Annotated in this window: 28 protein-coding genes; 20 read left to right on the forward strand and 8 right to left on the reverse strand. The window is 42.5% G+C overall.

Annotation, left to right across the window (positions count from 1 at the left end):
• Position 1: 1 nt before the first annotated feature.
• The 5 genes from J3P43_RS01550 to J3P43_RS01570 all read right to left on the reverse strand — a co-directional run bounded on the left by J3P43_RS01550 (position 2) and on the right by J3P43_RS01570 (position 6447).
• Positions 2-391, reverse strand: a complete 390-nt coding sequence (locus J3P43_RS01550; protein WP_255898280.1) for a response regulator — start codon at positions 389-391, stop codon at positions 2-4.
• Between the two features lie 93 nt (positions 392-484).
• A complete protein-coding gene (locus J3P43_RS01555) occupies positions 485-1789 on the reverse strand; it encodes a TolC family protein (RefSeq protein WP_255898282.1) in 1305 nt (434 codons plus the stop codon).
• 7 nt (positions 1790-1796) lie between these two features.
• Entirely contained in the window at positions 1797-4907 is a 3111-nt protein-coding gene (locus J3P43_RS01560; RefSeq protein WP_255898284.1) for an efflux RND transporter permease subunit, read from the reverse strand.
• Positions 4904-5986 carry an efflux RND transporter periplasmic adaptor subunit gene (locus tag J3P43_RS01565; RefSeq protein WP_255898286.1) on the reverse strand — a complete coding sequence of 361 codons (1083 nt, stop codon included), beginning with the start codon at positions 5984-5986 and terminating at the stop codon, positions 4904-4906. The genes J3P43_RS01560 and J3P43_RS01565 overlap by 4 nt, the downstream gene beginning before the upstream one ends.
• Positions 5986-6447: a MarR family winged helix-turn-helix transcriptional regulator gene (locus J3P43_RS01570; RefSeq protein ID WP_255898288.1), complete on the reverse strand. Its 462-nt coding sequence runs from the start codon at positions 6445-6447 to the stop codon at positions 5986-5988. The genes J3P43_RS01565 and J3P43_RS01570 overlap by 1 nt, the downstream gene beginning before the upstream one ends.
• 110 nt (positions 6448-6557) lie before the next feature.
• Here J3P43_RS01570 and J3P43_RS01575 point away from each other — a divergent pair, with 110 nt between their 5' ends.
• Positions 6558-8381 (forward strand): M61 family metallopeptidase, encoded by a 1824-nt coding sequence (locus tag J3P43_RS01575; protein ID WP_255898290.1) that lies wholly within the window; start codon positions 6558-6560, stop codon positions 8379-8381.
• A gap of 157 nt (positions 8382-8538) precedes the next feature.
• A complete protein-coding gene (locus J3P43_RS01580; RefSeq protein WP_255898292.1) occupies positions 8539-9255 on the forward strand; it encodes a LytR/AlgR family response regulator transcription factor in 717 nt (238 codons plus the stop codon).
• Positions 9256-9257: 2 nt separating this feature from the next.
• Here the strand turns inward: J3P43_RS01580 and J3P43_RS01585 are convergent, their stop codons facing one another.
• The 3 genes from J3P43_RS01585 to metK form a co-directional block, all read right to left on the reverse strand.
• Positions 9258-9995, reverse strand: a complete 738-nt coding sequence (locus J3P43_RS01585) for a lysophospholipid acyltransferase family protein (RefSeq protein ID WP_255898294.1) — start codon at positions 9993-9995, stop codon at positions 9258-9260.
• 29 nt (positions 9996-10024) lie between these two features.
• Entirely contained in the window at positions 10025-10585 is a 561-nt protein-coding gene (locus J3P43_RS01590; protein WP_255898296.1) for an NUDIX domain-containing protein, read from the reverse strand.
• A 118-nt stretch (positions 10586-10703) separates the two neighbouring features.
• Positions 10704-11957 carry a methionine adenosyltransferase gene (gene metK, locus J3P43_RS01595; protein WP_255898298.1) on the reverse strand — a complete coding sequence of 418 codons (1254 nt, stop codon included), beginning with the start codon at positions 11955-11957 and terminating at the stop codon, positions 10704-10706.
• A gap of 198 nt (positions 11958-12155) precedes the next feature.
• Here metK and J3P43_RS01600 point away from each other — a divergent pair, with 198 nt between their 5' ends.
• The 18 genes from J3P43_RS01600 (at position 12156) to nuoH (ending at position 26640) form a co-directional block, all read left to right on the forward strand.
• Positions 12156-13028, forward strand: coding sequence for a diacylglycerol/lipid kinase family protein (locus tag J3P43_RS01600; protein WP_255898300.1), 873 nt, complete (start codon positions 12156-12158; stop codon positions 13026-13028).
• Positions 13029-13040: 12 nt separating this feature from the next.
• Complete coding sequence (locus J3P43_RS01605; RefSeq protein WP_255898302.1) at positions 13041-13385, forward strand: translation initiation factor; 345 nt, start codon at positions 13041-13043, stop codon at positions 13383-13385.
• A 277-nt stretch (positions 13386-13662) separates the two neighbouring features.
• A complete protein-coding gene (locus tag J3P43_RS01610; protein WP_255898304.1) occupies positions 13663-14505 on the forward strand; it encodes a MotA/TolQ/ExbB proton channel family protein in 843 nt (280 codons plus the stop codon).
• Positions 14506-14587: 82 nt separating this feature from the next.
• Positions 14588-15208 carry an ExbD/TolR family protein gene (locus tag J3P43_RS01615; RefSeq protein WP_255898306.1) on the forward strand — a complete coding sequence of 207 codons (621 nt, stop codon included), beginning with the start codon at positions 14588-14590 and terminating at the stop codon, positions 15206-15208.
• 20 nt (positions 15209-15228) lie between these two features.
• On the forward strand, positions 15229-15762 hold the full coding sequence (locus tag J3P43_RS01620) for an ExbD/TolR family protein (RefSeq protein WP_255898308.1): 534 nt from the start codon (positions 15229-15231) through the stop codon (positions 15760-15762).
• A gap of 29 nt (positions 15763-15791) precedes the next feature.
• Positions 15792-16616: an energy transducer TonB gene (locus J3P43_RS01625; protein ID WP_255898310.1), complete on the forward strand. Its 825-nt coding sequence runs from the start codon at positions 15792-15794 to the stop codon at positions 16614-16616.
• Position 16617: 1 nt separating this feature from the next.
• Positions 16618-16842, forward strand: a complete 225-nt coding sequence (locus tag J3P43_RS01630) for a hypothetical protein (protein WP_255898312.1) — start codon at positions 16618-16620, stop codon at positions 16840-16842.
• Positions 16843-16844: 2 nt separating this feature from the next.
• The gene (locus J3P43_RS01635; RefSeq protein WP_255898314.1) at positions 16845-17741 is read left to right on the forward strand and encodes a PstS family phosphate ABC transporter substrate-binding protein; all 897 of its coding nucleotides are present in this window, start codon (positions 16845-16847) and stop codon (positions 17739-17741) included.
• Positions 17738-19462: a tetratricopeptide repeat protein gene (locus tag J3P43_RS01640; RefSeq protein ID WP_255898316.1), complete on the forward strand. Its 1725-nt coding sequence runs from the start codon at positions 17738-17740 to the stop codon at positions 19460-19462. Before J3P43_RS01635 ends, J3P43_RS01640 begins: the two co-directional genes overlap by 4 nt.
• Positions 19463-19540: 78 nt before the next feature.
• Positions 19541-19912: an NADH-quinone oxidoreductase subunit A gene (locus tag J3P43_RS01645; protein ID WP_255898318.1), complete on the forward strand. Its 372-nt coding sequence runs from the start codon at positions 19541-19543 to the stop codon at positions 19910-19912.
• 106 nt (positions 19913-20018) lie between these two features.
• A complete protein-coding gene (locus J3P43_RS01650; RefSeq protein ID WP_255898320.1) occupies positions 20019-20561 on the forward strand; it encodes an NADH-quinone oxidoreductase subunit B in 543 nt (180 codons plus the stop codon).
• Positions 20562-21065 carry an NADH-quinone oxidoreductase subunit C gene (locus J3P43_RS01655; RefSeq protein ID WP_255898322.1) on the forward strand — a complete coding sequence of 168 codons (504 nt, stop codon included), beginning with the start codon at positions 20562-20564 and terminating at the stop codon, positions 21063-21065.
• Positions 21066-21067: 2 nt separating this feature from the next.
• Positions 21068-22276 carry an NADH-quinone oxidoreductase subunit D gene (locus tag J3P43_RS01660; RefSeq protein ID WP_255898324.1) on the forward strand — a complete coding sequence of 403 codons (1209 nt, stop codon included), beginning with the start codon at positions 21068-21070 and terminating at the stop codon, positions 22274-22276.
• Entirely contained in the window at positions 22269-22805 is a 537-nt protein-coding gene (locus tag J3P43_RS01665) for an NADH-quinone oxidoreductase subunit NuoE family protein (RefSeq protein ID WP_255898326.1), read from the forward strand. Before J3P43_RS01660 ends, J3P43_RS01665 begins: the two co-directional genes overlap by 8 nt.
• 4 nt (positions 22806-22809) lie before the next feature.
• On the forward strand, positions 22810-24180 hold the full coding sequence (nuoF, locus tag J3P43_RS01670) for an NADH-quinone oxidoreductase subunit NuoF (RefSeq protein WP_255898328.1): 1371 nt from the start codon (positions 22810-22812) through the stop codon (positions 24178-24180).
• A 21-nt stretch (positions 24181-24201) separates the two neighbouring features.
• Positions 24202-24564 (forward strand): four helix bundle protein, encoded by a 363-nt coding sequence (locus tag J3P43_RS01675; RefSeq protein ID WP_255898330.1) that lies wholly within the window; start codon positions 24202-24204, stop codon positions 24562-24564.
• Positions 24565-24607: 43 nt separating this feature from the next.
• The gene (locus J3P43_RS01680; RefSeq protein WP_255898332.1) at positions 24608-25600 is read left to right on the forward strand and encodes an NADH-quinone oxidoreductase subunit G; all 993 of its coding nucleotides are present in this window, start codon (positions 24608-24610) and stop codon (positions 25598-25600) included.
• Positions 25600-26640 carry an NADH-quinone oxidoreductase subunit NuoH gene (gene nuoH / locus J3P43_RS01685; protein WP_255898334.1) on the forward strand — a complete coding sequence of 347 codons (1041 nt, stop codon included), beginning with the start codon at positions 25600-25602 and terminating at the stop codon, positions 26638-26640. Before J3P43_RS01680 ends, nuoH begins: the two co-directional genes overlap by 1 nt.
• Positions 26641-26717: the final 77 nt, after the last annotated feature.

The following is a 26717-nucleotide window of genomic DNA, read 5'->3' on the forward strand; positions in this document are numbered from 1 at the left end:
TCTATTCAATCTCGTTCAATATCTTTTCAGTAAGTGGTTTACTGATAAATTTTGAGACCAGTTCATTCTCGGCAATCTGCTTCAAATCATCCGGGTCAAGAGACGAAGATAACATATAAATTTTTAAGTCTGACACCTCAATTCCGATATCAGCGAGGTTTTCAAGAAATTGAAATCCGTCCATTTCTGGCATTCGGATATCGAGGAAAATAACGTCAGGCATGGAACCTTCATTTATACATTGCTGTATATATGCCATTGCCTTTACCGGAGAATCAATAACAGTAATGTCGTCAGCGAAATTATTCGACTGCAACATTTTCCGATTGATAAGATTATCGACATAGCTGTCATCAACAAGCAATACCGACTTAAATCTAGGATCTTCCATATTAGGCATCACACACCGTTTTACAAGTTCTTTGTACGCATACTTAATAAAAAGGTTATATAAAACTAATAATAAAAATCGTATTACAAAGACCTAAAAACTCAAATTTCCGGATATTTCTTTCAATGACACCTCAGCGAGCTTCGCCTGATAGCGGGCGTTATTTAACCTAACCGTAGCATTCAGATAATTGAGCTGAGCGTCTCTTATCTCAACCTGTGTAATTGTACCCAGACGATACCTCGTAAGCGTAATATCAAGGTTCTGTCCGGCAATTTTCTGGTTGTTTTCCTCCAGTTTCACCAAACTCAGATTGGTTAGATAGATCTGATATGCGCTTGCCAGCTGTGCATTCACGCTTTGATTTACCCTTTTATAATCCAGTTCGGCGCTTCGTATCTGGACTTCAGAGTTTTTCTCGTTTCGACGTTGAAGAAACCCGTTAAAAATATTGATAGAGGCGCTAAGTCCATAGTTAAATCCTCTGCTTTGAGACCGCGAGGCAAAATCGAGCGGAGATTCAGACTTGTTGAAGTTGTACCCGCTGTTTAAACCTACCACCGGATACCGGTTTGCTTTTACTTGCTTTAAATCGAGTTCTGCTATTCTTCTGCTGATCAAGGCCGCTCTTAAGGTCGGATTTTGCTGCAATGCATAAGAAAGCAGTTCTCCCAGAACCAGGCTTTCGTTCAATTCAAAGCTGTTCACTACCCGAAATTCGGTATTCACATCTCTCGCCATTAATTCGTTAAGTGCGATCTGCGTGGTTCTGTGAAGCACCTGCTGCTGTAAAAAATTGGTGGTATCGGTATTGAAGTCTACCTGAGCGTTTAAAACTTCCAGCCGGGCAGCCTTTCCAACCTCAAACCGGGTTTGAGCCGTTTTTACCCTTAAACGGGATATCGTTACTGCAGAATCAAAGGCTTTGAGCTGCTGCTGTTGTTGCACAAGGGTATAATATTGCTCCATAACATCGCCCAGAGTACCCAGAATATTAAGTTGCAAATTAGCTTCTCCCAACTTTTGCAGCTCTTGCAACTGATCGTAGCGCGCAAACATCCTGAACCCGTCGAACACCGTCCAGTTCAGGCCAACACCATAATTTGTTCTGGTGCCGGGAACATTACTTCGTTCAATCACTTCTCCGCCCCTGGTCTGGTTGCTGTTCTGACGTGTCTTGGTTCCCGTAAAGGTACCTGTAACCGCTGGCAACATGCCAGCATTGGCGCGGCTCACATTGCGTTCCGCTATTTCCACATCATTTTTCGAGATTAAGATGTTATAGTTATTCTCCAGTGTGGTTCTAACGGCCTCTTCAAGGGTCAGGATCTCCTGCGAAAAGCCCTGAAGGGTGTATATTCCGAACAATAAGTACGCTATTATATATTTCAATTTCATAGGATCTTTAATGATGTGCTGCGGCAGCTTCCTCCTCAAACTCCTTAATTCTGTCGAATTCAGGATGATGCTTACGTTCTTTAGACCACATAGAATAAATACCAGGGATCACAAATAATGTCAATATCAGTGAAAAGATTGTTCCCCCTACGATTACAATACCCATACCCATCCGGCTTTGCGATGCAGCTCCAAGCGCCAGCGCGATAGGAAGCGCTCCCAATGCAATTGCCAGGCTGGTCATTAAGATGGGACGGAGCCGTGCTTCTGCAGCTTCCATAATAGCTTCCATTTTAGGTTTACCCTGCTCTCTGAGCTGATTGGCGAATTCAACAATCAATATCCCGTTCTTCGTGACGAGCCCTATAAGCATAATGGTACCGATCTGACTGAAAATATTCCACGTTTGTCCGAATAACCACAGGGAAAACATCGCCCCGGCGACCGCCATAGGAACTGTGAGAATGATGATAAGTGGATCGACAAAGCTCTCGAACTGTGCCGCCAGAATGAGATAAATCAACACCAAGGCCAGTGCAAAGGCAAAGGCAGTATTTGAACTACTTTCCACAAAATCTCTCGATTCGCCCGACAAGTCGGTCGAAAAGGTATCATCCAATACTTTTTCACTTATTCTATCCATAGCATCAATGCCATCGCCGATACTTCTGCCGGGAGCAAGCGCCGCAGATACCGTGGCCGCCAGATACCGGTTATTATGATACAATTGAGGAGGACTGCTTCGTTCTTCCATCGAAACCAGGTTATCGAGCTGAATTAGCTGCCCGGTGTTGCTCCTTACAAATAAGGAAGTCAGGTCCAGAGGATCATCCCGGTCGGCACGTTCAAACTGACCCACAACCTGGTATTGCCGGCCATTCATCATAAAGTATGCGAAACGCTGTCCGCTTAACGATAGCTGCAAAGTCTGTGCAATATCCAGAACAGATACGCCTAAGCTCTGCGCCTTTTCACGGTCTATAGTGATATTAATTTCCGGTTTGTTGAACTTCAAATTCACATCGACCATAGAAAAAGTAGGGTCTTGACTTGCTTCATCTAAAAATTGTGGAATCTTGTCGCGAAGCTTTTCAAAGTTGGGTGCCTGGATGATATATTGAATCGGTGGTCCGCCCCTGCGATTTACAGCTATAGTAGGCTGCTGGCTCACCTGAACACGGGCTTCAGAATATTTTTTAGTTGCCCTGGTCAAAAAATCAGCTATTTCCTGTTGTGAACGCTCGCGCTCTTCGGGTTGGACTAAACCCAGACGAACCATTCCGCTGTTAACCGACCCGGAACCACCAAAGCCCGGAGAGGTAATGACCAGCGCAACCTGCTTTTCAGGAATAGAATCGTTTAACAAGTCGGTTAATTCCTGCATAAACCGGTCGGTGTAGTCGTACGAAGCACCTTCCTGGGCCGAGATCTGCAACCTTAGCATACTCCTGTCGTCCAAGGGTGCTGTCTCTTTAGTAAGGCTTATATAAAACAAAACGGTTAAACCCAGACATCCGATAATGATAGGAAAGCTCAGCCACCTCTTCTTCATGAAATCGCCCAAAGCACTGGCATAACCAGCGTTCATTTTTTGAAAATACGGCTCTGTCCAATTATAAAATTTAGACTTGTTCTGTACGCCTCCCTTCATCAAATAGGCATTTAGCATCGGGGTGAGGGTTAGTGAAACAAAAGCAGAAATTAATACCGCTGCCCCAATCACCACTCCGAATTCACGGAACAGGCGCCCCACAAATCCCTCTAAAAAGATGACGGGCAAAAATACCGCCGCAAGGGTTATGGATATCGATATTACCGCCATAAAGATCTCATTAGCGCCCTTTATTGCGGCTTCAATCGGAGACATTCCCTCTTCCACTTTTTTGTAGATATTTTCTGTCACCACGATACCATCATCCACCACCAAACCAGTTGCAAGTACAATCGCCAGCAACGTGAGTACGTTGATTGAAAAACCCGCCAGGTACATGATAAAGAATGTGGCTATCAACGAAACCGGTATATCTATTAAGGGCCGGAAAGCGATTCCCCAATCTCGGAAAAACAGATAAATGATAATGATAACCAGGATAAGCGAAATCAGAATAGTCTCGGCGACTTCGGTAACAGACTTTTTTATAAAAAGCGTATTATCCATTGCAATATTCAATTGCAAATCTTTTGGCGCCTCCTTTTTTAACTTCTCGAACTCCTCGTAAAACTTGCCTGAAATTTCCAGATAATTAGTTCCCGGTTGAGGAATTATGGCCAAGCCTACCATAGGTTGCCCGGATTCGCTCATTTTCGTTTCAAGATTCTCAGGACCAAGCTCAGCTGATCCGATATCGCTGAAGCGGATAATCTTATCTCCTTCCGACTTCACAATCAGGTTATTAAACTGCTCCTGGTTAGATAAATTACCCAGGGTTTTTACAACCAACTCGGTGTTGGCCCCTGTTACCTTACCCGAAGGAAGTTCAATATTTTGCTGGTTTAAGGCATTCCTGATATCAGAGACGGTCAACCCGTATGACGCGAGCTTATCAGGATTTAACCACAAACGCATTGCGTAACGTTTCTGACCCCAAATTTGCACGCTGCTCACTCCCGGTATAGTTTGAAACCGCTGCGACAACACATTTTCCGCATAATCGCTCAGATTAAGCTGATCCCGGGTGCTGCTTCCAACCGTCATCGTAATAATCGGCTCGGAATCAGCATCGGCTTTAGAAACAACCGGTGGTGAATCGATATCATCAGGCAACTCTCGTACAGCTTGTGATACTTTATCCCGAACATCGTTGGCGGCTTCTTCCAGATTTTTATCAAGGTTGAACTCGATGTTAATCCTGCTTGACCCCTGATTACTGGAGGAAGATATATTTCTTATCCCATCAATCGAATTAATTGCTTTTTCGAGTGGCTCGGTAATTTGCGACTCAATAATGTCCGAGTTTGCACCCGAATAGTTAGTTCGAACGGACACTATTGCCGGATCAATCGAAGGAAATTCCCTGACACCTAAAAATGAATAGCCGATTAGTCCGAAAAGAACCAGCATAAGATTCAGCACGATGGTAAAAACCGGCCTCTTTATACTTGTGGTTGATAAACTCATAGTTTCACATTTTTACCGTCTCCGGTTTTCACTTTCACTTTACTCCCATCTTTGAGCGTCATGATACCTGTAGTTAACACGGTATCTCCTGCTTTCAATCCTGACGTGACTAACACATCCTTCTCCGTTCGTGTGGACGTCTCAATCATCACCTCTTTCGCTTTTCCGCCCTCGGTTATAAAAACTTTTTTTCCTTCCTGAACCGGCACAATTGCTTCCGAAGGAACAAGTATAGCGTCCTCAATCTCGGCAAGAGGCAAGGAAATACTAACAAAAGAGCCGGGAATCAACACGCCCGCCGGATTGTCGGCCCTGGCTCTGAGTTGAAGGGTACGGCTGGCTGCTTCAATACGAGGTTCAAATGCGTATACCCTGGCTTTAAATACCTGCGTAGAGCCGGCAACCGTAAAGTCAATAGTAGTCCCCACCCGCACCTGGCCAGAATATTTCTCCGGAACCGAAAATGTCACCTTCACGGGATTTATACTCACAAGATTGGTGATTGGCATTGAAGGAGTAACGTATTCGCCGGTCGAAACCGCCCGCAGACCGATCCTTCCGCTAAAGGGTGCGTTGATTACCGTCTTCCCTATCTGCGCTCTGATTAGCTGACTCTGAGCCTTTGCCGTACGAAAATCGGCTGATGCGATATCATACTCCTCGCGACTGATTGCTTCCTTCTGTAGCAAAAGCCGGGCACGTCTTTCGTTTTCTGCCGCAAGATTTTGCCTGGTCATCGCCTGTGCAAGCTGAGCCCGCAATTCGGAGTCATCAATTTTCACCAGCGCCTGCCCGCGCCGTACATTACTACCTTCATTAAAATAGATACCTCTAACTATTCCCGATACTTCACTAATAATACGAACTTCTTCGTTTGCGTCTATTGAGCCCGTTACAGTCAGAGAATTTGAAAAAGACGTGGGGGTCACCACAATGCCGTTCACATTCATTGGTCTGTCGCCGCCTGGCCCGCCTCCTGCTCTTCTGCCGCCGCCCTCTTCCTTTCTGGTTATCCGGTAAACGATCAAAGCAATAAAGAAAGTGAGGAGTAAACCCCAAATAATATGTCGTTTTTTCATTATCTGTTTTTGTAATTAATGGTGATGTTTTTAGGTTCTACTTCGGCTAAGTTATGACTGATTTGCAACAGTACCTCCGAAAATATCTGAATCTTTTCTTCGGACAGATTTTCCATGGATTGCTTGTTTAAGCGGCTGATCACTTTTTCGATCTTCGGAATCGCTTCCCTGGCTTTGTCGGTCAGTTTGATCACCTGCTGCCTCCTGTCGTTTATATTTTTTTCTCTTACAACATACCCTTTAGATGACAGGTAATCTACAATATTCACCATAAACGACTTGTCGACCTCCAGCAATTCAGACAGTGCTTTTTGCGTCAACTGCTCTTTGTGCAAATTAATAAGAACAAGAACGTATTGATATCTGTCAATATCTAATCCTCCTGTTTGCTGAGAAAATATAGAGAGGTATTTTTTTGTAACTGATATCAGCAACTGCGCCAATGGTTGTTTCATTGCCATGTCAACAAAATTAACGCAGCAGATTAAAAATAGTTGATCGTACCAACTATTTTACAGTGGATAAACCGAGCCAATTGGCTAAGCCATAATTTTTAACTAAAATTGAATTAATGAAGAAATTACTTTCGCACACACCTATATATATATTATTTATGATGTTAAACGCGGCCGGAAGCGCTGCTCAATCCGAAATTTCTTATGTGGTGTCTTTCCCCGAGGCTCAGGCACATTACGCTGATGTTGAAATGAACATCAAGGGGATCAATAGCAGCTCGATCGATCTTAGAATGCCTGTATGGGCGCCTGGTTCTTACCTGGTAAGAGAATTCGCAAAAAATGTTGAGGGATTTTCGGCGAGAACTTCTTCTAATACCCGCCTTTCAAGCTCAAAAATCAACAAAAACACTTGGAGGATCTCGGGAATAAGCAATAAGGATATTACGATCAATTACCGCATTTACGCTTTTGAACTCTCGGTACGCACCAGTTTTGTAGATGTCTCGCATGCATTTTTATCGCCAAGCGGATTATTTATGTATCCTGATGGGCAGATCAGCTCGCCATCGACTGTTACTATTAAGCCGTATCAAGACTGGAAGAAGATTTCGACCGGACTCGAGCCGGTAAAAGGCCAAGCAAACACATTTTATGCGCCAAACTATGATATTCTCTACGATTCCCCTCTCGAGGTTGGCAACCACGACACCTTCGAATTTGAAGCAGCGGGCGTTAAACACGAAGTCGCCATGTACGGCGGTGGCAATTATGATAAAAAACAGCTCTCGGCAGATATCACAAAAATAGTAGAGGCCGAAACTGACATCTTCGACGGGAATCCCAATAAACGTTATGTATTTATTGTGCACAACACCCTGGCTGGCGGAGGCGGACTCGAGCACCTTAATTCTACGGTGCTTGGAGCAATACGATTAGGTTATACCAATGAAGACAGCTACAAAAGCTTTTTAGGATTGGTGGCTCATGAGTATTTCCACTTATGGAATGTTAAGAGATTACGGCCCCAAGCATTAGGGCCCTTCGATTATAGCAATGAAAACTATACCACCAATTTATGGGTAGCCGAAGGTTTCACCGCTTATTATGATAATCTGATGCTGCGCCGTACGAACATATATAGCCCGGAAAAATATCTCGAACTACTTACTACCGATATAAATACAGTCGAAAACCAGCCCGGAAACAGAATACAGCCGGTTAGCGAAGCAAGCTTTGACGCCTGGATTAAATATTACCGGCCGAACGAAAATTCAAAAAACAGCACCATATCCTATTACGACAAAGGCGCAATGATCGGGCTGATCCTCGATCTTGAAATACTGGGCGCAACCAAGGGAGCCCGACGCTTAGATGATGTAATGAAGGCGATGTATGACGAATACTATAAAAAGTTAAACCGGGGTTATACTGATGCGGAATTTAAGGCCATGGCCGAGAAAATAGCGGGAAAACCCCTTGATGAAATCTATACTAAGTATATTAACGGAACAGAACCGATAAGCTTTAATTCATATTTAGGGCACGCAGGGCTGTATCTCGTGAATGACCATGCGGGTAAGTCTATCCCTACCCTCGGGGCCGCCACTGTAGTAAGAGATGGCAAACTGATGATTACTTCGGTGCAAAGAGGAACCGCTGCATGGACTAACGGGCTGAGCGTGAACGACGAGATAATCGCCATAGACGATTATCGCATAACAGGCACTACCGACACAAAAGGGGTGACCGATCTGGCAAAAGCGATATCAGCCAAAAAAGTGCGTAACAAAATCAAGGTAACTGTGTCCAGGGACGGCATTATCAGAAATATAGACGTTACGTTAACTCAACACCCTGGAGCACGATACCGGATAGAAGGAGATAAAAATGCGACTGCCCAACAAATGGCTATCAGAAAGAAGTGGCTTAGCTTGTAAGCTTATGTCGGGGGGGACCAGAAGCCTGATACATTAATGTCTCTCGGACTAAACGCATCCGGTTTAAAAATTAGATTTTTTAATTAAACCGCGTACCACAAATTTCAATATATTCGCTCTGCACGATTAGTGATACCGAGTCTGAATAAATTATATAATGATACGCTGCCTGGTTGTTGACGATGAGCCTCTGGCACTCGATATACTCACAGATTATATTGATAAAGTTCCTTTTTTGAAGCTTGTTGCTGCTACAACCAGCGCGTTTGAGGCCTTAGCTATCGCGCAAAAAGACGAAATCGACCTGATCTTTCTGGACGTACAAATGCCAGAACTTACCGGCATCCAGTTTCTGAAAATTCTAAACGGCAAGTGTAACGTTATTCTCACCACTGCTTATTCTCAATATGCATTGGATGGATATGAACTCGACGTTGCCGATTATTTGCTTAAACCAATAGCTTTCGACCGGTTTTACAAATCTGTTTTAAAGGTCCAGAATACGCTTCAGCAAGTTAGCCCGCAAGCGCCGGTAAAGATCATCGACAATACCATCAATTCGTTTATCTTTGTTAAAACCGAACACAGGATACAAAAGATCTATCTCGATGATATCCTCTATATCGAAGGCTTAAAAGATTATATCTCCATCTTCACAAAAACGGAGCGGGTAATTACACTCCAGCCTATGAAAAAAATGGAAGAGAGTCTGCCTGCCGGACGATTTATCAGGGTTCACAAATCGTATATCGTATCTATTGATAAGATAGAAAGCATAGAACGGAGCAGAATTCAAATCTGTGATAAAATTATCCCTATCGGAGATACCTACCGGGATAATTTCTTCAAGGTGATAGAGGATAAAAACATCTAAATTTAACCCTCTACGAAACTTTTTATTTTCTGCTCGGCTTCGGCAACAACTTCTTCGTGAGATTTTTTGCCAGATGCAATCGGCTCCAAAACTGTGTAAGTTATCCCCTGCCCGAACCTTAAAGGATAAAGCCCGTATTGAGTTAATTCCCACGACCCCTGAATGGCGATAGGAACGACGAGAGCATCAGGCACCTTCTTCAGCAAGGTCACCACGCCGCCAGTAGCGAAGGGCTTCATCTTTCCGTTCTTTGTTCGGGTACCTTCCGGGAATATCACGGCAGACCACTTATTTTCTCTCATCCGCCCGGCCAGCTTCAGGATCTCTGAGATGGACTGTTTCGGATCTTTTCTGTCGATGTTGGCTCCGCCACCATGAATTAAGTTAAATGGTATGCTTGGAATCGGTTGTCGCGTAAGCTCAATTTTGGAAATAAACTTTGCGTGATATTTTCTTAAATGCCAGATGAGCGGAGCAATGTCGTACATACTCTGGTGATTAGCTACAAAAACAATAGAACGGTCAGGCGGAAGTTCGAATTTGTTATTAAATCTTACATGACATCCCACACAGTAATAGGTGCTCACCAGGAAAAAGTTTAAAATATCTACAGATCGCTTGTGGGCAGAGTAGCCTCCCAGCTTCAAAGAGATCCATTGAATAGGATGAAAGATCAGCAGGAAAATGCAAAACGTTAAATATTGAAGCGGGGAAAAGATATATCCCAGAAATTTACTCATGCTATAAATTGTTGCACAAATCTAACAGCTTAAACCTTATTTTCAAGCAACAGCAGTTTAACTCTCAATATTGCAGCTACACTTAATGAATCAGTGATCTGACCCGATATCACCATTTTATATGCTTCTTCAAAAGGCAAACGCTTCACCTGCAATTGTTCAGTTTCTTCCGGCTCTGCTTCGCCCTGCTGCAAGCCCCTGGCCAGATAAATATATCCGGCTTCGTCGCAAACTGAGTTAGACAAATGAAAAGGCATTAACTCTTTCCATTCGGCGGCTATCAAACCGGTCTCCTCCAAAAGCTCCCGTTTGGCCGTTTCCAAAGGATCGGTTCCCAGCGGACACCCTCCTTCGGGAATTTCCCAACTATACTTATTTAAGGTATATCGGTACTGGCCTACCAGCCAGGTATGCAGTTCATCATCCAGAGGCAAAATCCCGATTCCGAGGTTTTTAAAATGTACTTTGCCATAAATTCCATTCCCGCCCGATGGGTTGATCACCTCATACTCAGTAACATTTATCCATGGGTTATCATATATTTCTTTCGCAGACAGGGTTTGCCAGGGATTGTGATTCTCGTCAATCATGTAGTTCAGTCTTAAGTTCTCCGATAAAAACGCTCACATTTATTCACCGGACGAATAGTAAAATAACAAAAAAGCCTCCTGATATACAGAAGGCTCTTCAATATGTTTTTAAATCGACTTAGATTCCGAAAGCCGCTTTCACTTTTTCTACGTAATCAAGTTTTTCCCAGGTGAATAGTTCTACCTCGATTTCTTTCTTTTCGCCGCCAGCACCTTCGAATTGCTTTTTCACCACTTCGTATTCTCTTCCCATGTGGCCATAAGCTGCAGTTTCTGAATACATCGGATTACGAAGTTTTAGTCGAGTCTCAATACCATAAGGTGTCATATCAAATATTTCCGCAACCTTTTTGGCTATTTCCCCATCGTTAATTCCAACTTTTGAAGAATTATAGGTGTTTACATAAATACCCATCGGGTCTTTTACACCAATCGCATACGAAACTTGTACCAAAACCTCATCACAAACACCCGCTGCCACAAGATTTTTAGCAATATGACGAGTTGCATAAGCCGCAGAACGGTCCACTTTCGATGGATCCTTGCCCGAAAACGCACCACCACCATGACCGCCTTTACCGCCATACGTATCTACAATGATCTTACGACCGGTTAATCCGGTATCTCCGTGAGGACCACCAATGACAAACTTCCCGGTAGGGTTAATATGATATTTAATATCGTTGTTAAACAATCCCTGTAATTCGGGTTTAAGCTTCGCTTTAACCCGAGGTATCAAAATATTGATGATATCTGCGCTGATCTTCTCCTGCATCGCTTTTTCATCAGCGAAATCGTCGTGCTGAGTTGAAACTACAATAGCATCAATGCGCACCGGTTTGTGATCATCGCTGTATTCGATAGTCACCTGCGATTTTGCATCAGGACGCAAATAACTGATTGCTGAATTCTCGCGGCGTAAAGCGGCAAGCTCAATAAGTATTTTATGAGCCAGATCCAGAGCTAAAGGCATATAGTTAGCGGTTTCGCTTGTTGCATAACCAAACATCATCCCCTGATCACCGGCCCCTTGTTCCTGTTTCTCTTTACGATCTACTCCCTGGTTAATATCTGCCGACTGCTCATGAATAGCCGAAATAATCCCACAAGAGCTGGCTTCGAACATATACTCTGCCTTGGTGTAACCTATTTTAGTGATCACTTCACGGGCAATGCGCTGAACGTCTAAATAGGTATTTGATTTAACTTCCCCGGCTAAAACTACCAGACCGGTTGTTACCAGGGTTTCGCATGCAACTTTGGAATCAGCATCCCAGGCTAAAAAATTATCAATCAACGCATCCGAAATCTGATCCGCTACTTTGTCCGGATGTCCTTCAGATACAGACTCAGAAGTAAATAAATATGGCATAATTAAATTCTTTCTATTTGAAGCTTGGTGGGATTGCAGAATGCGGAGTGTAAAAAAAGACATTAGCAATTTTTTTACGTGGTTGCAATCCAGTGCCATAGACACAAAGCAAATCATTCCACCAATACCCCGGCGAAAGTACAATTATTTTTAGATTAAGGAAAATTATAAGGTATTTTAGGCCTCTCATAATTTCAATTGAAAAAGAGCGTATTATTTATAATAAATCCGATATCGGGGGGGAAAAAGAAATTAGAGTTTCCGGCTTTCGCAACAATGCATCTCGACCTCGACAGGTTTAATGCAGATTTTGTTTATACCGAATGGCCTACACATGCTAACGATTTAGCTATAGAGGCTGTCGAGAACGGAATGGACATCGTGGTTTCGGTAGGCGGCGATGGCACTATAAACGAAGTAGCCTCTGCCCTGGAAGGCACAGATACCATTATGGGAATAATCCCTTTTGGTTCTGGAAACGGCCTGGCACGTTCTTTAAATATCTCTTTAAGCAATAAAAAGGCGGTTCAGATTCTTAACAATCTTCACTGCCGGCGAATAGATTCGGGCATTCTGAACGAGCGGAAATTCTTCAACATGGCCGGGATGGGCTTCGACGCTCATATCAGTGCAAAATTCGCCCAGTTGAAGAACCGGGGATTAAAAGGATATGTGCATACCGCCCTGAAAGAGGTGTCTGCATACGTTCCGGAAAATTATGACCTTGAAATTGACGGCAATCATTACGAGCGGGAGGCATTTATGATTAGTATTGCAAACTCTTGCCAGTATGGCAATAATGCGTATATTTCACCCGACGCTAAATTGGATGATGGATTACTGGATGTATGTATTATTAAACCTTTTCCACTTGTACAATTTCCGGTAGTAGGGTATCATTTATTTAATAAAACGGTGCATACCACCAGTTATGTCGAGATAATAAAGGGAAAAAATATCCGTATTAACAGAAAACAAGGAGGGATGGTTCATGTGGACGGCGAACCCATCGAGATGGATAAGTGTATTGAAATCAAGGTTAAACCTTTATCACTTGCTATTCTGAACTAGGTATTTTCAATAATGTCAAAAAAAAACAAAAACATATCAGGCGTAGTTTATTCGACTGATCCCGGATTTGAGTACCAGTTTGATGAAACGCCCGAACAAAAAACTCTGGCTCCCCAGCAACAGGACCTCCGGGTTCAACTAGACAAGAAACAAAGAGGCGGTAAGGCAGTTACACTAATAACCGGATTTAAAGGCACGACTGAAGATCTGGAAGCGCTCGGAAAAAAGCTGAAGCAAAAATGCGGAACCGGCGGTGCATCTAAACTTAACGAAATCTTAATACAAGGCGACTTTAGGGATAAAATAGTAGAAATACTTAAAAACGAAGGATTTAAGGTAAAAAAATCCGGAGGCTAACCACCACAAAAACAGCGATTAAACTGTATTTAATCAAGATATTTGCATTTGATAGAAAAAATAGTTTTCATTGTAAAACAATTTTTTTCAAACACCAGTTATAAGTCCCAAACGGAGATTCTGCTGGATCGGGTAACTGAATTGTTATCATGTGCACAAATAATTTTTTATTACTTCGAAAATTATATTTTTGTTACCCCGTTATACAAACTTTGCAATCAATAAATTAAAAACTATTATAATCTAAACTAAATTTAAAACTAAATTTTAAAGTAAAATGGCAACCGCACCAAAAGCAACAACAGCAACAGCGAAGAAAGAGGGAAATGGTTCAAACATCTTTGCGAGTTTATCCATAGTAATCTGCCTGGTAATCGCATTCCTCCTATGGAAATTTGTGATGGGAGATCCGTCGAATTTTGTGGGTGGAGCAGATCCGGATCTGCATGATACCCAACCTCTACAAGGAAATTATTTTGGGATGGTATATAAAGGCGGATATGTAGTTCCGGTACTAATGGGAATGTTTTTAATGGTAATTGTATTCTCTATTGAGCGTTTTATCGTTATTAATAAAGCTGCCGGTACCGGAAACGTAGACGTTTTCGTAAGAAAAATTCAAGGCTTTTTAAGTGCTGGAAACATTGAAGCAGCAATGGCAGAGTGCGATAAACAAAAAGGCTCAGTAGCAAACGTTATCAAATCTGGATTGAAAAAATACAGAGAAGTTGAAAACGACGCCAGAATGAATACAGAACAAGCATCATTAGCCATCCAGAAAGACATCGAAGAGGCTACTTCTCTTGAAATGCCAATGTTAGAACAAAACCTGACGGTAATTGCTACTTTGGTATCAGTTGGTACTCTTGCAGGTTTGTTAGGTACAGTAACAGGTATGATCAAGGCCTTCGCCGGTTTGGCACAAGCAGGTGCTCCTGATTCATCTGCACTTGCAAACGGTATCTCTGAGGCACTAATCAATACTGCAACTGGTATCGGTACATCTTTCCTTGCAATTATTATGTACAATTTCTTCACTTCAAAAATTGATAAATTGACTTATTCAATCGATGAGGCTGGATTTTCAATTGTTCAAACGTACGCAAGTACACATAAATAAAATTTCGAAAGATTTATTTGCTCGGGCTTATGGAAAGTGCCGGGCAAATTCATCTATATATAAACGATTAGAAATTTAAGCGATGCCTAGAGTTAAAGTTGCAAGGAAGAGTACAGCTATCGATATGACGGCAATGTGCGACGTGGCGTTTCTGCTGTTAACGTTTTTCATTTTAACAGCAACTGCCCGCCAGCCAGAACCGCTACCGGTTGATACTCCATCCTCCACCACAAAAGCGAAACAACCATCAACCAATATTGCCGTTATCACCATCGGAAATGGTAAAGTATTCTTTGGAGTAGCTGAAGAAGCTGTTCGTGTTCGTACACTCGAAAAAATGAGCGAACGCTACAGCTATCCTTTCACAGCTGAAGAAAAAGAAAGATTTTCTTTGATGGAAAGCTTTGGCGTTCCTATAGGTAATTTAAAACAAGTTATCAATGTGGGTAACGAACAACGGCTAAAACCTGGGTTCCAGACCGGAATCCCAATAGACTCTATTGGTGGTCAGGCCTCCGAATTACATTACTGGATCTTGAACTCAAGATATGCGGCTAAAGAGCTTAACAATGCCTCTCTACGCTTTAGTATAAAAGGTGATTCCAAAGAAGAATACCCTACGGTTAAAAAGATCATTGATATGTTACAAAAGCAGGAAGTAAATAAATTTAGCTTTATTACTGCTCTTGAAGGAACTGATTAAATATCATAAAATATTAAACAATGGCAGAATTAGATACCTCCAGCGGGGGTGGTAAAGGCGGGAAGGTAAGAAGTAAGAAAGCTTCAACAAGAGTCGATTTAACGGCGATGGTTGATCTTGCATTCTTATTGATCACCTTCTTCATGCTAACTACCTCCCTAAATAAACCTCAGGCCATGGATATGACCATGCCTGATAAGGAAGAGAATGTTGATGATAACCTTAAGGTTGCTGACGACAGAACGATGACTATTCTTTTAGGCAATAATAACGAGATCGAATGGTATATGGGGACGGTTGATAATCCAACAACTCCAACGACAACCGGTTATGGTAAAAACGGAATCAGAGCTGCGCTTCTAGATAAAATGAAGTCCGTAAGAGCTGCAACCGGTAAAGACCTGTTCGTAATCATCAAGCCCAGCGATAAATCATCATACAAGAACTTAGTAGATATTTTTGATGAAGTAAATATAGTAGACGTTAAACAACGTGCGCTTACTGATATTACTGCTGACGAAATTGAGTTATTAAAACGCGATGGTCTTTATTAACAAAAACGTATTTACGTCAAAACATTAAAATGGCAAAGTTAGATATTTTTAAAACCGCGTGGATCGACGTAGTTTTTGCAGGTAGGAATCAGGCTTATGGAGCTTATGAGTTACGGAAACTAAACTCATGGAATACCACAAAAGCCCTGATGATTGGTGGTACCATATTTATTCTGGCGATAAGCACTCCTTTAATTTTAAAATACGTTAAAGGTTTGACACCAGAGGATAAAGAAAAACTGATCGAAACAGAAGTAATCCTTACTCCTCCGCCTCCTGTAGACGAGAACACGCCTCCACCTCCGCCACCTGTTGAACCACCAAGACCTAAAGTGGATCAGATCAGGTTCCCACCTCCGGTAGTAGTACCCAAAGAAGAGGTTAGAGATGAAGAGCCACCAACTGTTGAAGAACTTAAAGTGGCAGATCCGGGGCAAAAAACAATTGAAGGTGACCCTACTCAGGAAGTTCGGATTGAAGAACCTGTTGGTGAGGCCCCTGTAGGCTCTCAGGTTACAGAAGACAATAGTATTCACTCTGTGGCTACCATCGAGGTAATGCCTAAATACCCGGGCGGTATGGATGAATTTTATAAATGGGTTGGAAGGACATATGAATACCCAACTTCCGCTCGTGAGGCTGGCGTATCCGGCCGATTGACCGTGTCTTTCGTAGTTGAAAAAGATGGTTCTTTAACCGATATAAAAGTTCTGAAAGATTTAGGACATGGCACTGGCGATGTTGCCAAAAGAATGTTAATGAAGTCTAAGAAATGGGAACCAGGCATTCAGAATGGCCGGCCTGTACGTGTACAGTACACTTTACCGTTAATGCTGCAAATGGAAGCCCAATAACATGCTAAATAGAAACAATGAGATACAGAAATCGCCCGACAAGCGATTTCTGTTCATTTTAGGCCTTTTAATATTTGCCGCTTACCTGGTACTCGGAATTATATTGCTATTTTTCAAAAATGTGCTTCCGCAGTTTGAGAATCCATACCGCACGATCTTTGGAATAGCGGTAATTGTATACGCCTTCTTCAGGTTTATGAGATTGATGCAAGTAAAAAATAATTAATCATGCGGTATCTTGCCTTTTTTTCGATCATTTTATTCCTGGCAGCCTGCAGCAACAATAACACGGCAGAAGAACAGGCCACAGAGCCGGGCATACAGATACTGGTCGACGAGAGCTTTGCCCCTATTATTGACGACCAGTATCAGGTATTTAAAAGCAGCTATCCAAACCTGAAGGTTGAGCTTTTTTATAAATCTGAGAACGCAGTAATACACAGCCTACAGGAGGGGGATGTAGGTATCGCCATCCTGTCGCGAAAGTTACTCCCCCAGGAAATAAAGCTTTTCGAAAAGCGGGAAATAAGTGTCAGGGCAAATAAAGTAGCAACAGATGCGGTGGCTTTTATCACCCATAAATCCTCGACAGACTCATCAATAACAGTTGACGAAGTTACAGGCATTATGCGGGGAGCGGCATCTGCAAAAAATCTCATCTTCGATAACGCCAATTCAAGTAATGTAAGGTATTTAAAGGATTTGGCCGAAATAAAAGATTTGCCGAAAAAAGGGGTATATGCCTTACAAAGCAATGACGATGTAATTAAATACGTACACAATAATCCGGGTACAATTGGTGTTATAGGTATTAATTGGATGAAACAGCCCACTAAAGAATTAGAACCTATTGTAAAACAGCTAAAGGTATTATCGGTGAAAAACTCGAAAGGGCTTCCCGGATCGGATAAGTTTTACAAACCTTCCCAAAATAATTTAGCTTTGGGATTGTATCCTCTCAGCAGAGACATATTTTTTATCGACTGCCAGGGCGGAAGAGCCGGCTCAAGCTTTGAAGCATTTGTAGCCGGAGAACGCGGACAACGCATAATATTAAAATCAGGCTTGATGCCGAACAAAATCCCATCAAGAGAAATATTAATAAGAGAAACAAGAAAACCATGAAATATTTAGAGATGAAACTGATCAAAAAAGTTGTAAATGCAGGTCTACTCATTGCAGTTGTTGGAACCACTGCTGCTTACGGGCAAAATATAGCAGAGGTGAAAATGGCAATTGATGCCGAGCAATATCAAAAAGCGAAAACATCGTTAAAAGCCCTGGCTGCTTCGAAGCCCAGCGCCGAAGTATATTTTCATTTAGGAAATCTTTACCTGGCAGACTATCCGGATTCTGCTAAAGCATTGTACAGCAAAGGTGTTGCAGCTGATGCAAAGAACTCTTTAAGTTATATCGGCTTAGGTGCAATAGATTTAAGAAACAATAATGCCGCAGCTGCAAAAGCAAATTTTGATAAAGCAATTGATGAGGCAGGAAGAAGAGATAATGACCCGTATATCTATATCGCCAAGGCTTATATAGCGGCTCCAAAACCAGATTATAACACTGCAATAACTTATCTGGAGAAAGCCATTGCAATGGATGCTAAAGATGCAGAAGCTCAGCTAGCATTAGGCGATGCTTACAGAGGACTGGATAAAAACAGTGAGGCTTTTAGTGCGTATCGCAGCGCTTACGAGCTAAATAAAAGCCTTCTAAGAGCTAAAATAGAGCTTGGAGTAATCAACAAACGCGCGCAGGCATGGCAACAATCTATTGACGAATTCAATGCCGTTTTAGCGATTAACCCTAACTACGCACCAGCTTACCGCGAACTTGCAGAAACGTATAACAACTGGGCAACAAAATCAACGGATATTAAAGACTTCGAAGCTAAGAATAAACAAGCACTCGATGCATATCGTAAGTACATGGATCTGACTGACAGATCTCTTGAATCCAGAATGCGCTATGCAGACTTCCTGATCCTTGCTAAAGATTATAAAACCTTAGAGAGTGAGGCACAGGAGATGGCGAAAATCGATAAAACTAATCCTCGTATCTATCGCTACCTTGGTTTTGCAGCTTTCGAGAATGGAAATTTTCAAGAAAGTATTACTGCAATCAATACCTGGATGTCAAAAGCTGACAAATCTCGTTTACATCCACACGATTACCTTTATTTAGGTAAAGCTCAGATCAAACAGGGGAATGCAGCTGAGGGTGTTAAAAACCTTACTACGGCATTAGATACGACCTTATATTCAAAAATGGAGCCTTCTATTGCTGAGGTAGTTAAGACAGGTGTAGCAGAACAAATGAGCGCTATCGGAAAAGATTTGTTCTCAGCAAAAAAATATGAGGACGCAGCACAGGTGTACGAACTATCGTTGCAGGCACCTAAACCCCTGGTTGCCGACAGGTTCTATGTAGGATACTCCCATTACTTCCACTATGTTAATGTTCCCGAGGCAGAGAAATCTCAACATAAGGCAAGCCTTGTGAGAGCAGATTCGGCGTTTAGCAATGTCAGCAAGGTAGTTCCTGACTATGCTCTTGCATATCTTTACAGAGCAAGGGTAAACAGGCTGCTTGATGATGAAAAAAATCCGAAAGGCCTAGCAGTACCGCATTTTGAGAAGTTCATTACCCTTCAAGCCGCTACTCCCGTTGATAAATTAACTAAAAATAATAAGTTGGATTTAGTTGATGCTTATTATTATGTAGGTTATCATTCCATCTTATCGGATCCAAACAAAGCGAAGACCTATTTCAACAAAGTGTTAGAACTGGATCCTACTCACGCAGGTGCTCAGCAGTCGCTAAGATCACTGGCAACTAATTAATAATATTGGTTTTAAAGGAGCCGGCATCTGGAAAGATTCCGGCTCTTTTTGTTTATATTTGCGCACCTTTTTTTAACAATGGAAGCACAAAGCACACCAGTAAGTTACCTTCCAATCATTTTTCAAATGATTGTAGCGCTTGGTTTTGTGGTGACAACTATGATTGCCACCCATCTTTTAGGACCGAAGCGCAAAACCAAAGACAAACTAACCCCTTTCGAATCGGGGATAGAGGTAATAGGAAACGCCCGTCAGCCGTTCTCTATTAAATATTTTTTGGTCGCAATTTTGTTTGTACTATTCGATATCGAAGTAATATTTATGTATCCATGGGCGGTGAACTTTCGTGAAATGGGAATGGAGGGACTGATCGAGATGTTTATTTTCATGGGAACATTATTACTGGGCTTTATCTACATTATCAAGAAAAAAGCTTTAGACTGGGAATAGTAATTAGAACATTTCTAAATAGATATACCCTCCAAAACAAAATTTGTAAAACTTTAAATTTGCCGCTTGATTCTTCTATAGATCAAGCATTGGAAGGACAAAAAACATGAGTGATATTAAACTAGCAGAAGCGCCTCCGGGAATTGAAGGATCGGGCTTTTTTGCGACTTCATTCGATAAAGTGATCGGGCTTGCCCGTTCGCATTCTTTATGGCCACTACCCTTCGCAACTTCATGCTGCGGAATTGAGTTTATGGCTACTATGGGCTCTCACTACGACCTGGCCAGATTCGGCTCCGAAAGACCATCATTTTCTCCCCGCCAGGCTGATATGCTTCTGGTAATGGGAACAATTGCAAAAAAGATGGGCCCCGTTTTAAGGCAGGTGTATCTCCAAATGGCTGAGCCCCGTTGGGTAATTGCTGTAGGTGCATGCGCCAGTAGCGGTGGTATCTTTGATACGTACTCGGTTCTGCAGGGTATCGACGAGATAATTCCGGTTGACGTTTACGTACCTGGTTGCCCGCCCCGGCCCGAAGCTATTCTAACCGGTGTTCTAAAGTTACAAGACCTGGTTAAAAACGAATCTTTGCGCAGAAGAAACGAGCCTGAATACAAAGAGTTAATGAACAAATACGGAATACAGTAGATGGGGAAGATCAGCAACCAAACTGTACTGGATAAATTAAATCAGCAATTTGGTGATAAGATAAGCCTTGCGGCAGAACCTTATGGCCTTTTGACTTTTGAAACCACCAAAGAAGATATAATTCCGATTCTCAGCTTCTTAAAACAGGATGAGGAATTGAAGTTTAACTTCCTGACAGACATCACAGGCATACACTACCCGGAAACGGCGCTTCCTATAGGTGTAATTTACCATGTGCATAGCTTTGTAAATAATGTCCGGGTTCGTATTAAAGTTTTCCTGGAAGAAATCAATCCGGTTATCCCAACCGCAACGGTACTTTGGGAAGGTGCAAACTGGATGGAAAGAGAAACTTACGATTTCTTCGGAATTACGTTTGAAGGACACCCAGGCTTGTATCGTATATTAAATGTAGACGACATGACGGTTTTTCCAATGAGAAAAGAATATCCGCTGGAAGACCCGAATCGTGTAGATAAAAAAGACTTTTTCTTCGGAAGATAACGATGGATCATCCAATAATTGCCGCAAGGCACGAATTAACAGAAACAACAACGCTAAACCTAGGCCCTACCCATCCGGCTACGCACGGAGTTTTCCAGAACGTGCTTGAAATGGACGGCGAGCGGATTGTCAGCGGCGTTTCCACCCTGGGATATATCCACAGAGCATTTGAGAAAATCGCGGAACACCGCCCTTTTTATCAAATTACTCCGCTTACAGACAGATTAAATTATTGTTCCTCTCCCATCAATAACATGGGCTGGCACATGACAGTAGAGAAGCTGTTAGGGATTCAAACCCCTAAACGCGTTGATTATCTCCGTGTTATTGTTATGGAATTGGCCCGTATTTCTGATCATTTGATCTGCAACAGCATTTTAGGTGTAGATACCGGAGCTTATTCAGGCTTTTTATACCTCATGGAACAGCGTGAACATATTTACGAAATCTATGAGGAGGTTTGTGGTGCCCGCTTAACAACTAATATCGGTCGTATTGGTGGGTTTGAAAGAGATTTTAATGATACCGCGTTCGCGAAGATCAAAAAGTTCCTGAAGAATTTCGGCCCTGTGCTTAAAGAGTTCGAAGAACTTTTTAACAGAAACAGGATCTTTATTGACAGAACTGCGGGCGTTGCTGCCGTTGATGCTGAAACAGCCATGAATTATAGCTGGACCGGCCCTATTCTAAGAGCTTGCGGCGTTGACTATGATGTTCGGGTAAACGAACCTTATAGTTCTTACGAAGATTTCGATTTTGATATCCCGGTAGGAACTAATGGTGATATTTACGACCGCTACCTGGTTCGCCAGGAAGAGATGTGGCAAAGTATCCGGATAATCGAACAAGCGCTTGAAAAGGTCGAAAAAGAGCCCAAAGGTATTTTTCACGCTGAAGTCCCTGAGTTCTACCTTCCTCCCAAAGAAGAAGTTTACAACAACATGGAAGCGCTGATCTATCACTTCAAGATTGTTATGGGCGAAATAGATACTCCCAAAACAGAAGTTTATCACTGCGTTGAAGGAGGAAACGGTGAGCTTGGATTTTACCTTGTAAATGATGGCGGACGCAGCCCTTACCGCTTGCATTTCCGCCGACCAAGTTTTATCAATTATCAGATGTATGCACCTATGAGCGCAGGAATGCTGCTTTCGGACGCTATTATTAATCTGAGTAGTTTAAATGTTATTGCAGGAGAATTAGATGCTTAATATTGCTCAACCCGAAGAAGTAACTTTTAGTCCCGAACTTATTACCAGGTTCAACGAAATCGTGACACGCTATCCGGAAGGAAAACAAAAATCAGCTTTGCTGCCCATATTACATTTGGTACAAGCGGAGTTTGGTTGGGTTAGTGCCCCGGCGATGGACAAAGTTGCGGAGTACCTCCATATCAAATCGATAGAGGTTTACGAAGTAGCTACTTTCTATACCATGTTTTTTCTGAAACCGCTTGGTAAGCACGTTTTAGAAGTTTGCCGCACCGGTCCATGTTGCCTGGTGGGTGCAGAAAAAATAATGAAATACATTGAGCAAAAGCTGGGAGTCAAAGAGGGTGAGGTTACTCCCGATGGCTTATTCAGCTGGCGCGGGGTAGAATGCCTTGCAGCTTGCGGCATGGGCCCGGTTTTACAAATAGGCCCTGAGTATAAGTTTCACGAGAATTTAACCGAGGCGAAAATTGATGAGTTAATTGACAGTTTAAGGCTGACAACAGCCGATAAGCCTCAAATCAGCTAAGAGAATGGGACGCAAATTATTATTAGAACATATCAACGTTCCCGGAATAAATACTTTCGATGTGTATCGTCAGAACGGGGGTTACCGGGCTTTGGAAAAGGCGCTCAAAACCATGTCTTCTGATGACATCGTAGAAGAAGTAAAAAAATCAGGCCTCAGGGGTCGCGGTGGCGCAGGGTTCCCTACCGGGATGAAATGGAGCTTCCTGGCTAAGCCCGAGGGGAAAGCCCGTTACCTGGTTTGCAATGCAGATGAGTCGGAGCCCGGAACGTTTAAAGACAGATATTTAATGACCTATATTCCTCACCTTTTGGTAGAAGGAATGATTGTTTCGAGTTTTGCGTTAGGCGCAAACACCTCCTACATTTACGTACGTGGCGAGATGATGCCGCAGATCCGTATCCTGGAAAAGGCTATCGCCGAAGCAAAGGCCGCCGGTTTTCTCGGAAAAAATATTTTAGGGTCAGGTTTCGATCACGAGGTTTACGTTCAGCCTGGAGGGGGTGCTTATATCTGCGGTGAAGAAACAGCCTTAATTGAATCATTGGAAGGCAAACGTGGAAATCCAAGGATAAAACCACCATTTCCGGCCATTTCAGGCCTATATAACTGTCCAACCGTAGTAAATAACGTGGAAACCATTGCAGCTGTAGTTCCTATTGTGAATGATAGCGGCGATGAATATGCGAAACTTGGTATCGGCAGAAGTACGGGAACAAAGCTTATTTCAGCCTCAGGAAACTTAAACAAACCTGGTGTTTATGAAATTGAGCTTGGTGTTTCGGTAGAAGAATTTATCTATTCTGATGAGTATTGCGGAGGTATCGCCAATGGCAAACGTCTAAAAGCCGTTGTTGCTGGTGGTTCATCGGTTCCGATTCTTCCTGCAAATCTTATTTTAAAGACAGCAAATGGCGAAAATCGTCTGATGACGTACGAATCACTGGCGGAGGGTGGTTTTGCGACCGGAACCATGCTGGGTTCAGGTGGATTTGTTGCATTCGACGAAGATCAGTGTATCGTTAGAAATACCTGGAACTTTTCTCGTTTTTACCATCACGAAAGCTGCGGACAATGTTCACCATGTCGTGAAGGAACCGGCTGGATGGAAAAAGTACTCCACCGACTGGAATATGGTCATGGAAAGTTAAGCGACATCGATTTACTGGTTGATGTTTCTAAAAAAATAGAAGGAAATACGATTTGTCCGCTTGGTGATGCAGCTGCATGGCCGGTAGCGAGTGCAATTCGTCATTTCAGAGATGAGTTTGAATGGCATGTAACTAATCCGAAAGAGGCGATGGAGAGAAATTTTGGTCTTGCACATTATGCCGACCCGCTCCCAAAGCCGGAGCCGGAACTAAGTCAAAATTAAAAAGTCAAAAGTCAAAAAAGCATGAGCGACAAACCTTTCGATATCAAAGAAAGAAGTTACAATTTCTCAAAAGAGATTATACAGTTTGTTGGACAATCACAATTTGACAGAATTTATTATTCACTTTTTGATCAGGTTTTAAGAAGCGGAACCTCAATTGGAGCAAATGTAGAGGAAGGAAAGTCAGGAAGCTCCAAAAAAGACTTTAGAAACTTTTACGTTATATCATTAAAGTCGGCTAATGAAACAAAATATTGGCTCAAACTTATCAAGGAAACGAAAGTATCGAAGGTCCCTGAAGAGAAACAGTTAGAATTGATAACAGAAGCTGGTGAGCTGTCAAAGATCATAGCTTCAATTATTATCAATCTGGATAGAAATTGACCAACTTCGGGTTTTGAATTTTTAATTTTGAATTTTGAATTTGATGAAAGTAATAATAGATGGAATTACAATAGATGTCGAGCCAGGAACAAGTATCCTGAACGCTGCCCGCATGATCGGGGGAGAAATTGTTCCTCCCGCGATGTGCTATTATTCCAAATTAGAAGGAAGTGGCGGTAAATGTCGTACTTGCCTTGTAAAAGTAAGCAAGGGTTCAGAAAAAGACCCGCGCCCAATGCCCAAACTGGTGGCTTCATGCCGTACAACGGTAATGGACGGGATGGAAGTTCAGAATATTACTTCACCCGAAGTAAAAGAAGCCCGCAAAGGTGTTGTGGAGATGTTGCTGATCAACCACCCGCTTGACTGCCCGGTTTGCGACCAGGCTGGCGAATGCCACTTACAAGATTTAAGTTATGAGCACGGTTCTGAAGCTACACGCTACGAATTCGAACGCAGAACTTTTGATCGTATTGATATAGGCGATAAAATTCAGTTACACATGACGCGCTGCATTTTATGCTACCGTTGTGTTTATGTCGCAGATCAGCTTACTGAAAAGCGTGAACATGGGATTTTAGGCCGTGGCGATGCTTCAGAAATCTCGACCTATATAGAAAAAGCAATCGATAATGATTTCTCGGGTAACGTAATTGATGTTTGCCCTGTTGGAGCATTAACCGATAAAACATTCCGTTTTAAGCAACGTGTTTGGTTCAGCAAACCTGTGGATGCGCACCGCGATTGCCCTACCTGTACTGGCAAAGTAGCTTTGTGGTATAAGGGAGAGGATGTTATCCGGGTAACCGGACGTAAAGACGTGTATGGCGAAGTAGAAGATTTTATCTGCAATACCTGCCGTTTCGAGAAGAAAAACACCAGCGACTGGGTTATTGAAGGACCACGCCAGATCTCGAACCGTTCGGTTATATCTTCCAATCATTACGAGCAATTAGCGCCGCCACCCGTAGTAAGAAAAAACCTCGCACTTCAGGCGGCAAACAAAGAAGAATTCGAAAGAGCAACTAAACATTAATGGAACTAGCATTCGTTATAGAAAAATTCGCTTTAGTTATCGTAATATTCATGATATCTCTTGGAGTTGCGGCCTATTCAACGCTCGCCGAGCGTAAAATTGCTGCATTTCTACAAGGAAGAGTGGGCCCTCACCGCGCTGGCTGGGGTGGTATGTTTCAACCCCTTGCGGATGGAGCGAAAATGTTTTTTAAGGAGGAGATTATCCCAACCCAGTCAAACCAATTTCTGTTTATTGCAGGGCCGTCTTTAGCGTTATTAACTGCATTAATTGGCAGTGCAGTTATTCCATGGGGACAAAGCCTGACGTTTGGCGACACGGTTGTGCAGCTGCAGGTTGCCGACATAAACGTTGGCATTCTCTACATCTTCGGAGTAGTGTCGCTCGGAGTATATGGCATTATGATTGGTGGATGGGCCTCGAATAATAAGTTCTCATTAATGGGTGCGATTCGGGCTGCTTCACAGAATATAAGCTATGAAATTGCGATGGGACTTTCGATAATCGCTTTGTTGATGGTTACCCAGAGCCTTTCGCTCAAAGAGATCGCAGCGCAGCAGTCAGGATTTATTAACTGGAATGTTTGGGCACAACCCCTGGGGTTTTTAATCTTCATTATTTGTGCCTTTGCCGAGTGTAACCGGACTCCTTTTGACTTGCCCGAGAGTGAAAATGAACTGGTTGGAGGATATCATACCGAGTATTCGGGAATGAAACTGGGTGGATTCTTATTCGCTGAATATATCAACATGTTTATATCCTCGGCAGTAATGGCTACTTTATATTTTGGCGGATATAACTTCCCTTTTATGAATGACCTGGGTCTTCCTCAAAACATCATTACCCTTATTGGAGTACTATTTTTGTTTGCGAAGATCTTCTTTTTCATCTTCTTCTTTATGTGGGTTCGATGGACAGTTCCACGTTTCCGCTATGATCAGTTGATGAACCTGGGATGGAAAGTGCTTATCCCGTTAGGAATCGCCAATATCGTGTTAACCGGTATCTGGATAATAGTTAAAGACACTTACTTTAAATAATTAAAAGTCAAAATTAAAAAGTCAAAAAAATTGAGGTTAGATAAGTAGGAGAAATAGTGAGTTTAATATTCACCTTT

The organism is Paradesertivirga mongoliensis (assembly GCF_024436395.1).
Classification (GTDB): Bacteria; Bacteroidota; Bacteroidia; order Sphingobacteriales; family Sphingobacteriaceae; genus Paradesertivirga; species Paradesertivirga mongoliensis.

Excerpts from the sequence above, each read along its gene's own strand:
- J3P43_RS01550 (WP_255898280.1), bottom strand. The coding sequence starts at position 391 with ATGGAAGATCCTAGATTTAAGTCGGTATTGCTTGTTGATGACAGCTAT.
- J3P43_RS01555 (WP_255898282.1), bottom strand. The coding sequence starts at position 1,789 with ATGAAATTGAAATATATAATAGCGTACTTATTGTTCGGAATATACACC.
- J3P43_RS01560 (WP_255898284.1), bottom strand. The coding sequence starts at position 4,907 with ATGAGTTTATCAACCACAAGTATAAAGAGGCCGGTTTTTACCATCGTG.
- J3P43_RS01565 (WP_255898286.1), bottom strand. The coding sequence starts at position 5,986 with ATGAAAAAACGACATATTATTTGGGGTTTACTCCTCACTTTCTTTATT.
- J3P43_RS01570 (WP_255898288.1), bottom strand. The coding sequence starts at position 6,447 with ATGGCAATGAAACAACCATTGGCGCAGTTGCTGATATCAGTTACAAAA.
- J3P43_RS01575 (WP_255898290.1), top strand. The coding sequence starts at position 6,558 with ATGAAGAAATTACTTTCGCACACACCTATATATATATTATTTATGATG.
- J3P43_RS01580 (WP_255898292.1), top strand. The coding sequence starts at position 8,539 with ATGATACGCTGCCTGGTTGTTGACGATGAGCCTCTGGCACTCGATATA.
- J3P43_RS01585 (WP_255898294.1), bottom strand. The coding sequence starts at position 9,995 with ATGAGTAAATTTCTGGGATATATCTTTTCCCCGCTTCAATATTTAACG.
- J3P43_RS01590 (WP_255898296.1), bottom strand. The coding sequence starts at position 10,585 with ATGATTGACGAGAATCACAATCCCTGGCAAACCCTGTCTGCGAAAGAA.
- metK (WP_255898298.1), bottom strand. The coding sequence starts at position 11,957 with ATGCCATATTTATTTACTTCTGAGTCTGTATCTGAAGGACATCCGGAC.
- J3P43_RS01605 (WP_255898302.1), top strand. The coding sequence starts at position 13,041 with ATGTCAAAAAAAAACAAAAACATATCAGGCGTAGTTTATTCGACTGAT.
- J3P43_RS01610 (WP_255898304.1), top strand. The coding sequence starts at position 13,663 with ATGGCAACCGCACCAAAAGCAACAACAGCAACAGCGAAGAAAGAGGGA.
- J3P43_RS01615 (WP_255898306.1), top strand. The coding sequence starts at position 14,588 with ATGCCTAGAGTTAAAGTTGCAAGGAAGAGTACAGCTATCGATATGACG.
- J3P43_RS01620 (WP_255898308.1), top strand. The coding sequence starts at position 15,229 with ATGGCAGAATTAGATACCTCCAGCGGGGGTGGTAAAGGCGGGAAGGTA.
- J3P43_RS01625 (WP_255898310.1), top strand. The coding sequence starts at position 15,792 with ATGGCAAAGTTAGATATTTTTAAAACCGCGTGGATCGACGTAGTTTTT.
- J3P43_RS01630 (WP_255898312.1), top strand. The coding sequence starts at position 16,618 with ATGCTAAATAGAAACAATGAGATACAGAAATCGCCCGACAAGCGATTT.
- J3P43_RS01635 (WP_255898314.1), top strand. The coding sequence starts at position 16,845 with ATGCGGTATCTTGCCTTTTTTTCGATCATTTTATTCCTGGCAGCCTGC.
- J3P43_RS01640 (WP_255898316.1), top strand. The coding sequence starts at position 17,738 with ATGAAATATTTAGAGATGAAACTGATCAAAAAAGTTGTAAATGCAGGT.
- J3P43_RS01645 (WP_255898318.1), top strand. The coding sequence starts at position 19,541 with ATGGAAGCACAAAGCACACCAGTAAGTTACCTTCCAATCATTTTTCAA.
- J3P43_RS01650 (WP_255898320.1), top strand. The coding sequence starts at position 20,019 with ATGAGTGATATTAAACTAGCAGAAGCGCCTCCGGGAATTGAAGGATCG.
- J3P43_RS01655 (WP_255898322.1), top strand. The coding sequence starts at position 20,562 with ATGGGGAAGATCAGCAACCAAACTGTACTGGATAAATTAAATCAGCAA.
- J3P43_RS01660 (WP_255898324.1), top strand. The coding sequence starts at position 21,068 with ATGGATCATCCAATAATTGCCGCAAGGCACGAATTAACAGAAACAACA.
- J3P43_RS01665 (WP_255898326.1), top strand. The coding sequence starts at position 22,269 with ATGCTTAATATTGCTCAACCCGAAGAAGTAACTTTTAGTCCCGAACTT.
- nuoF (WP_255898328.1), top strand. The coding sequence starts at position 22,810 with ATGGGACGCAAATTATTATTAGAACATATCAACGTTCCCGGAATAAAT.
- J3P43_RS01675 (WP_255898330.1), top strand. The coding sequence starts at position 24,202 with ATGAGCGACAAACCTTTCGATATCAAAGAAAGAAGTTACAATTTCTCA.
- J3P43_RS01680 (WP_255898332.1), top strand. The coding sequence starts at position 24,608 with ATGAAAGTAATAATAGATGGAATTACAATAGATGTCGAGCCAGGAACA.
- nuoH (WP_255898334.1), top strand. The coding sequence starts at position 25,600 with ATGGAACTAGCATTCGTTATAGAAAAATTCGCTTTAGTTATCGTAATA.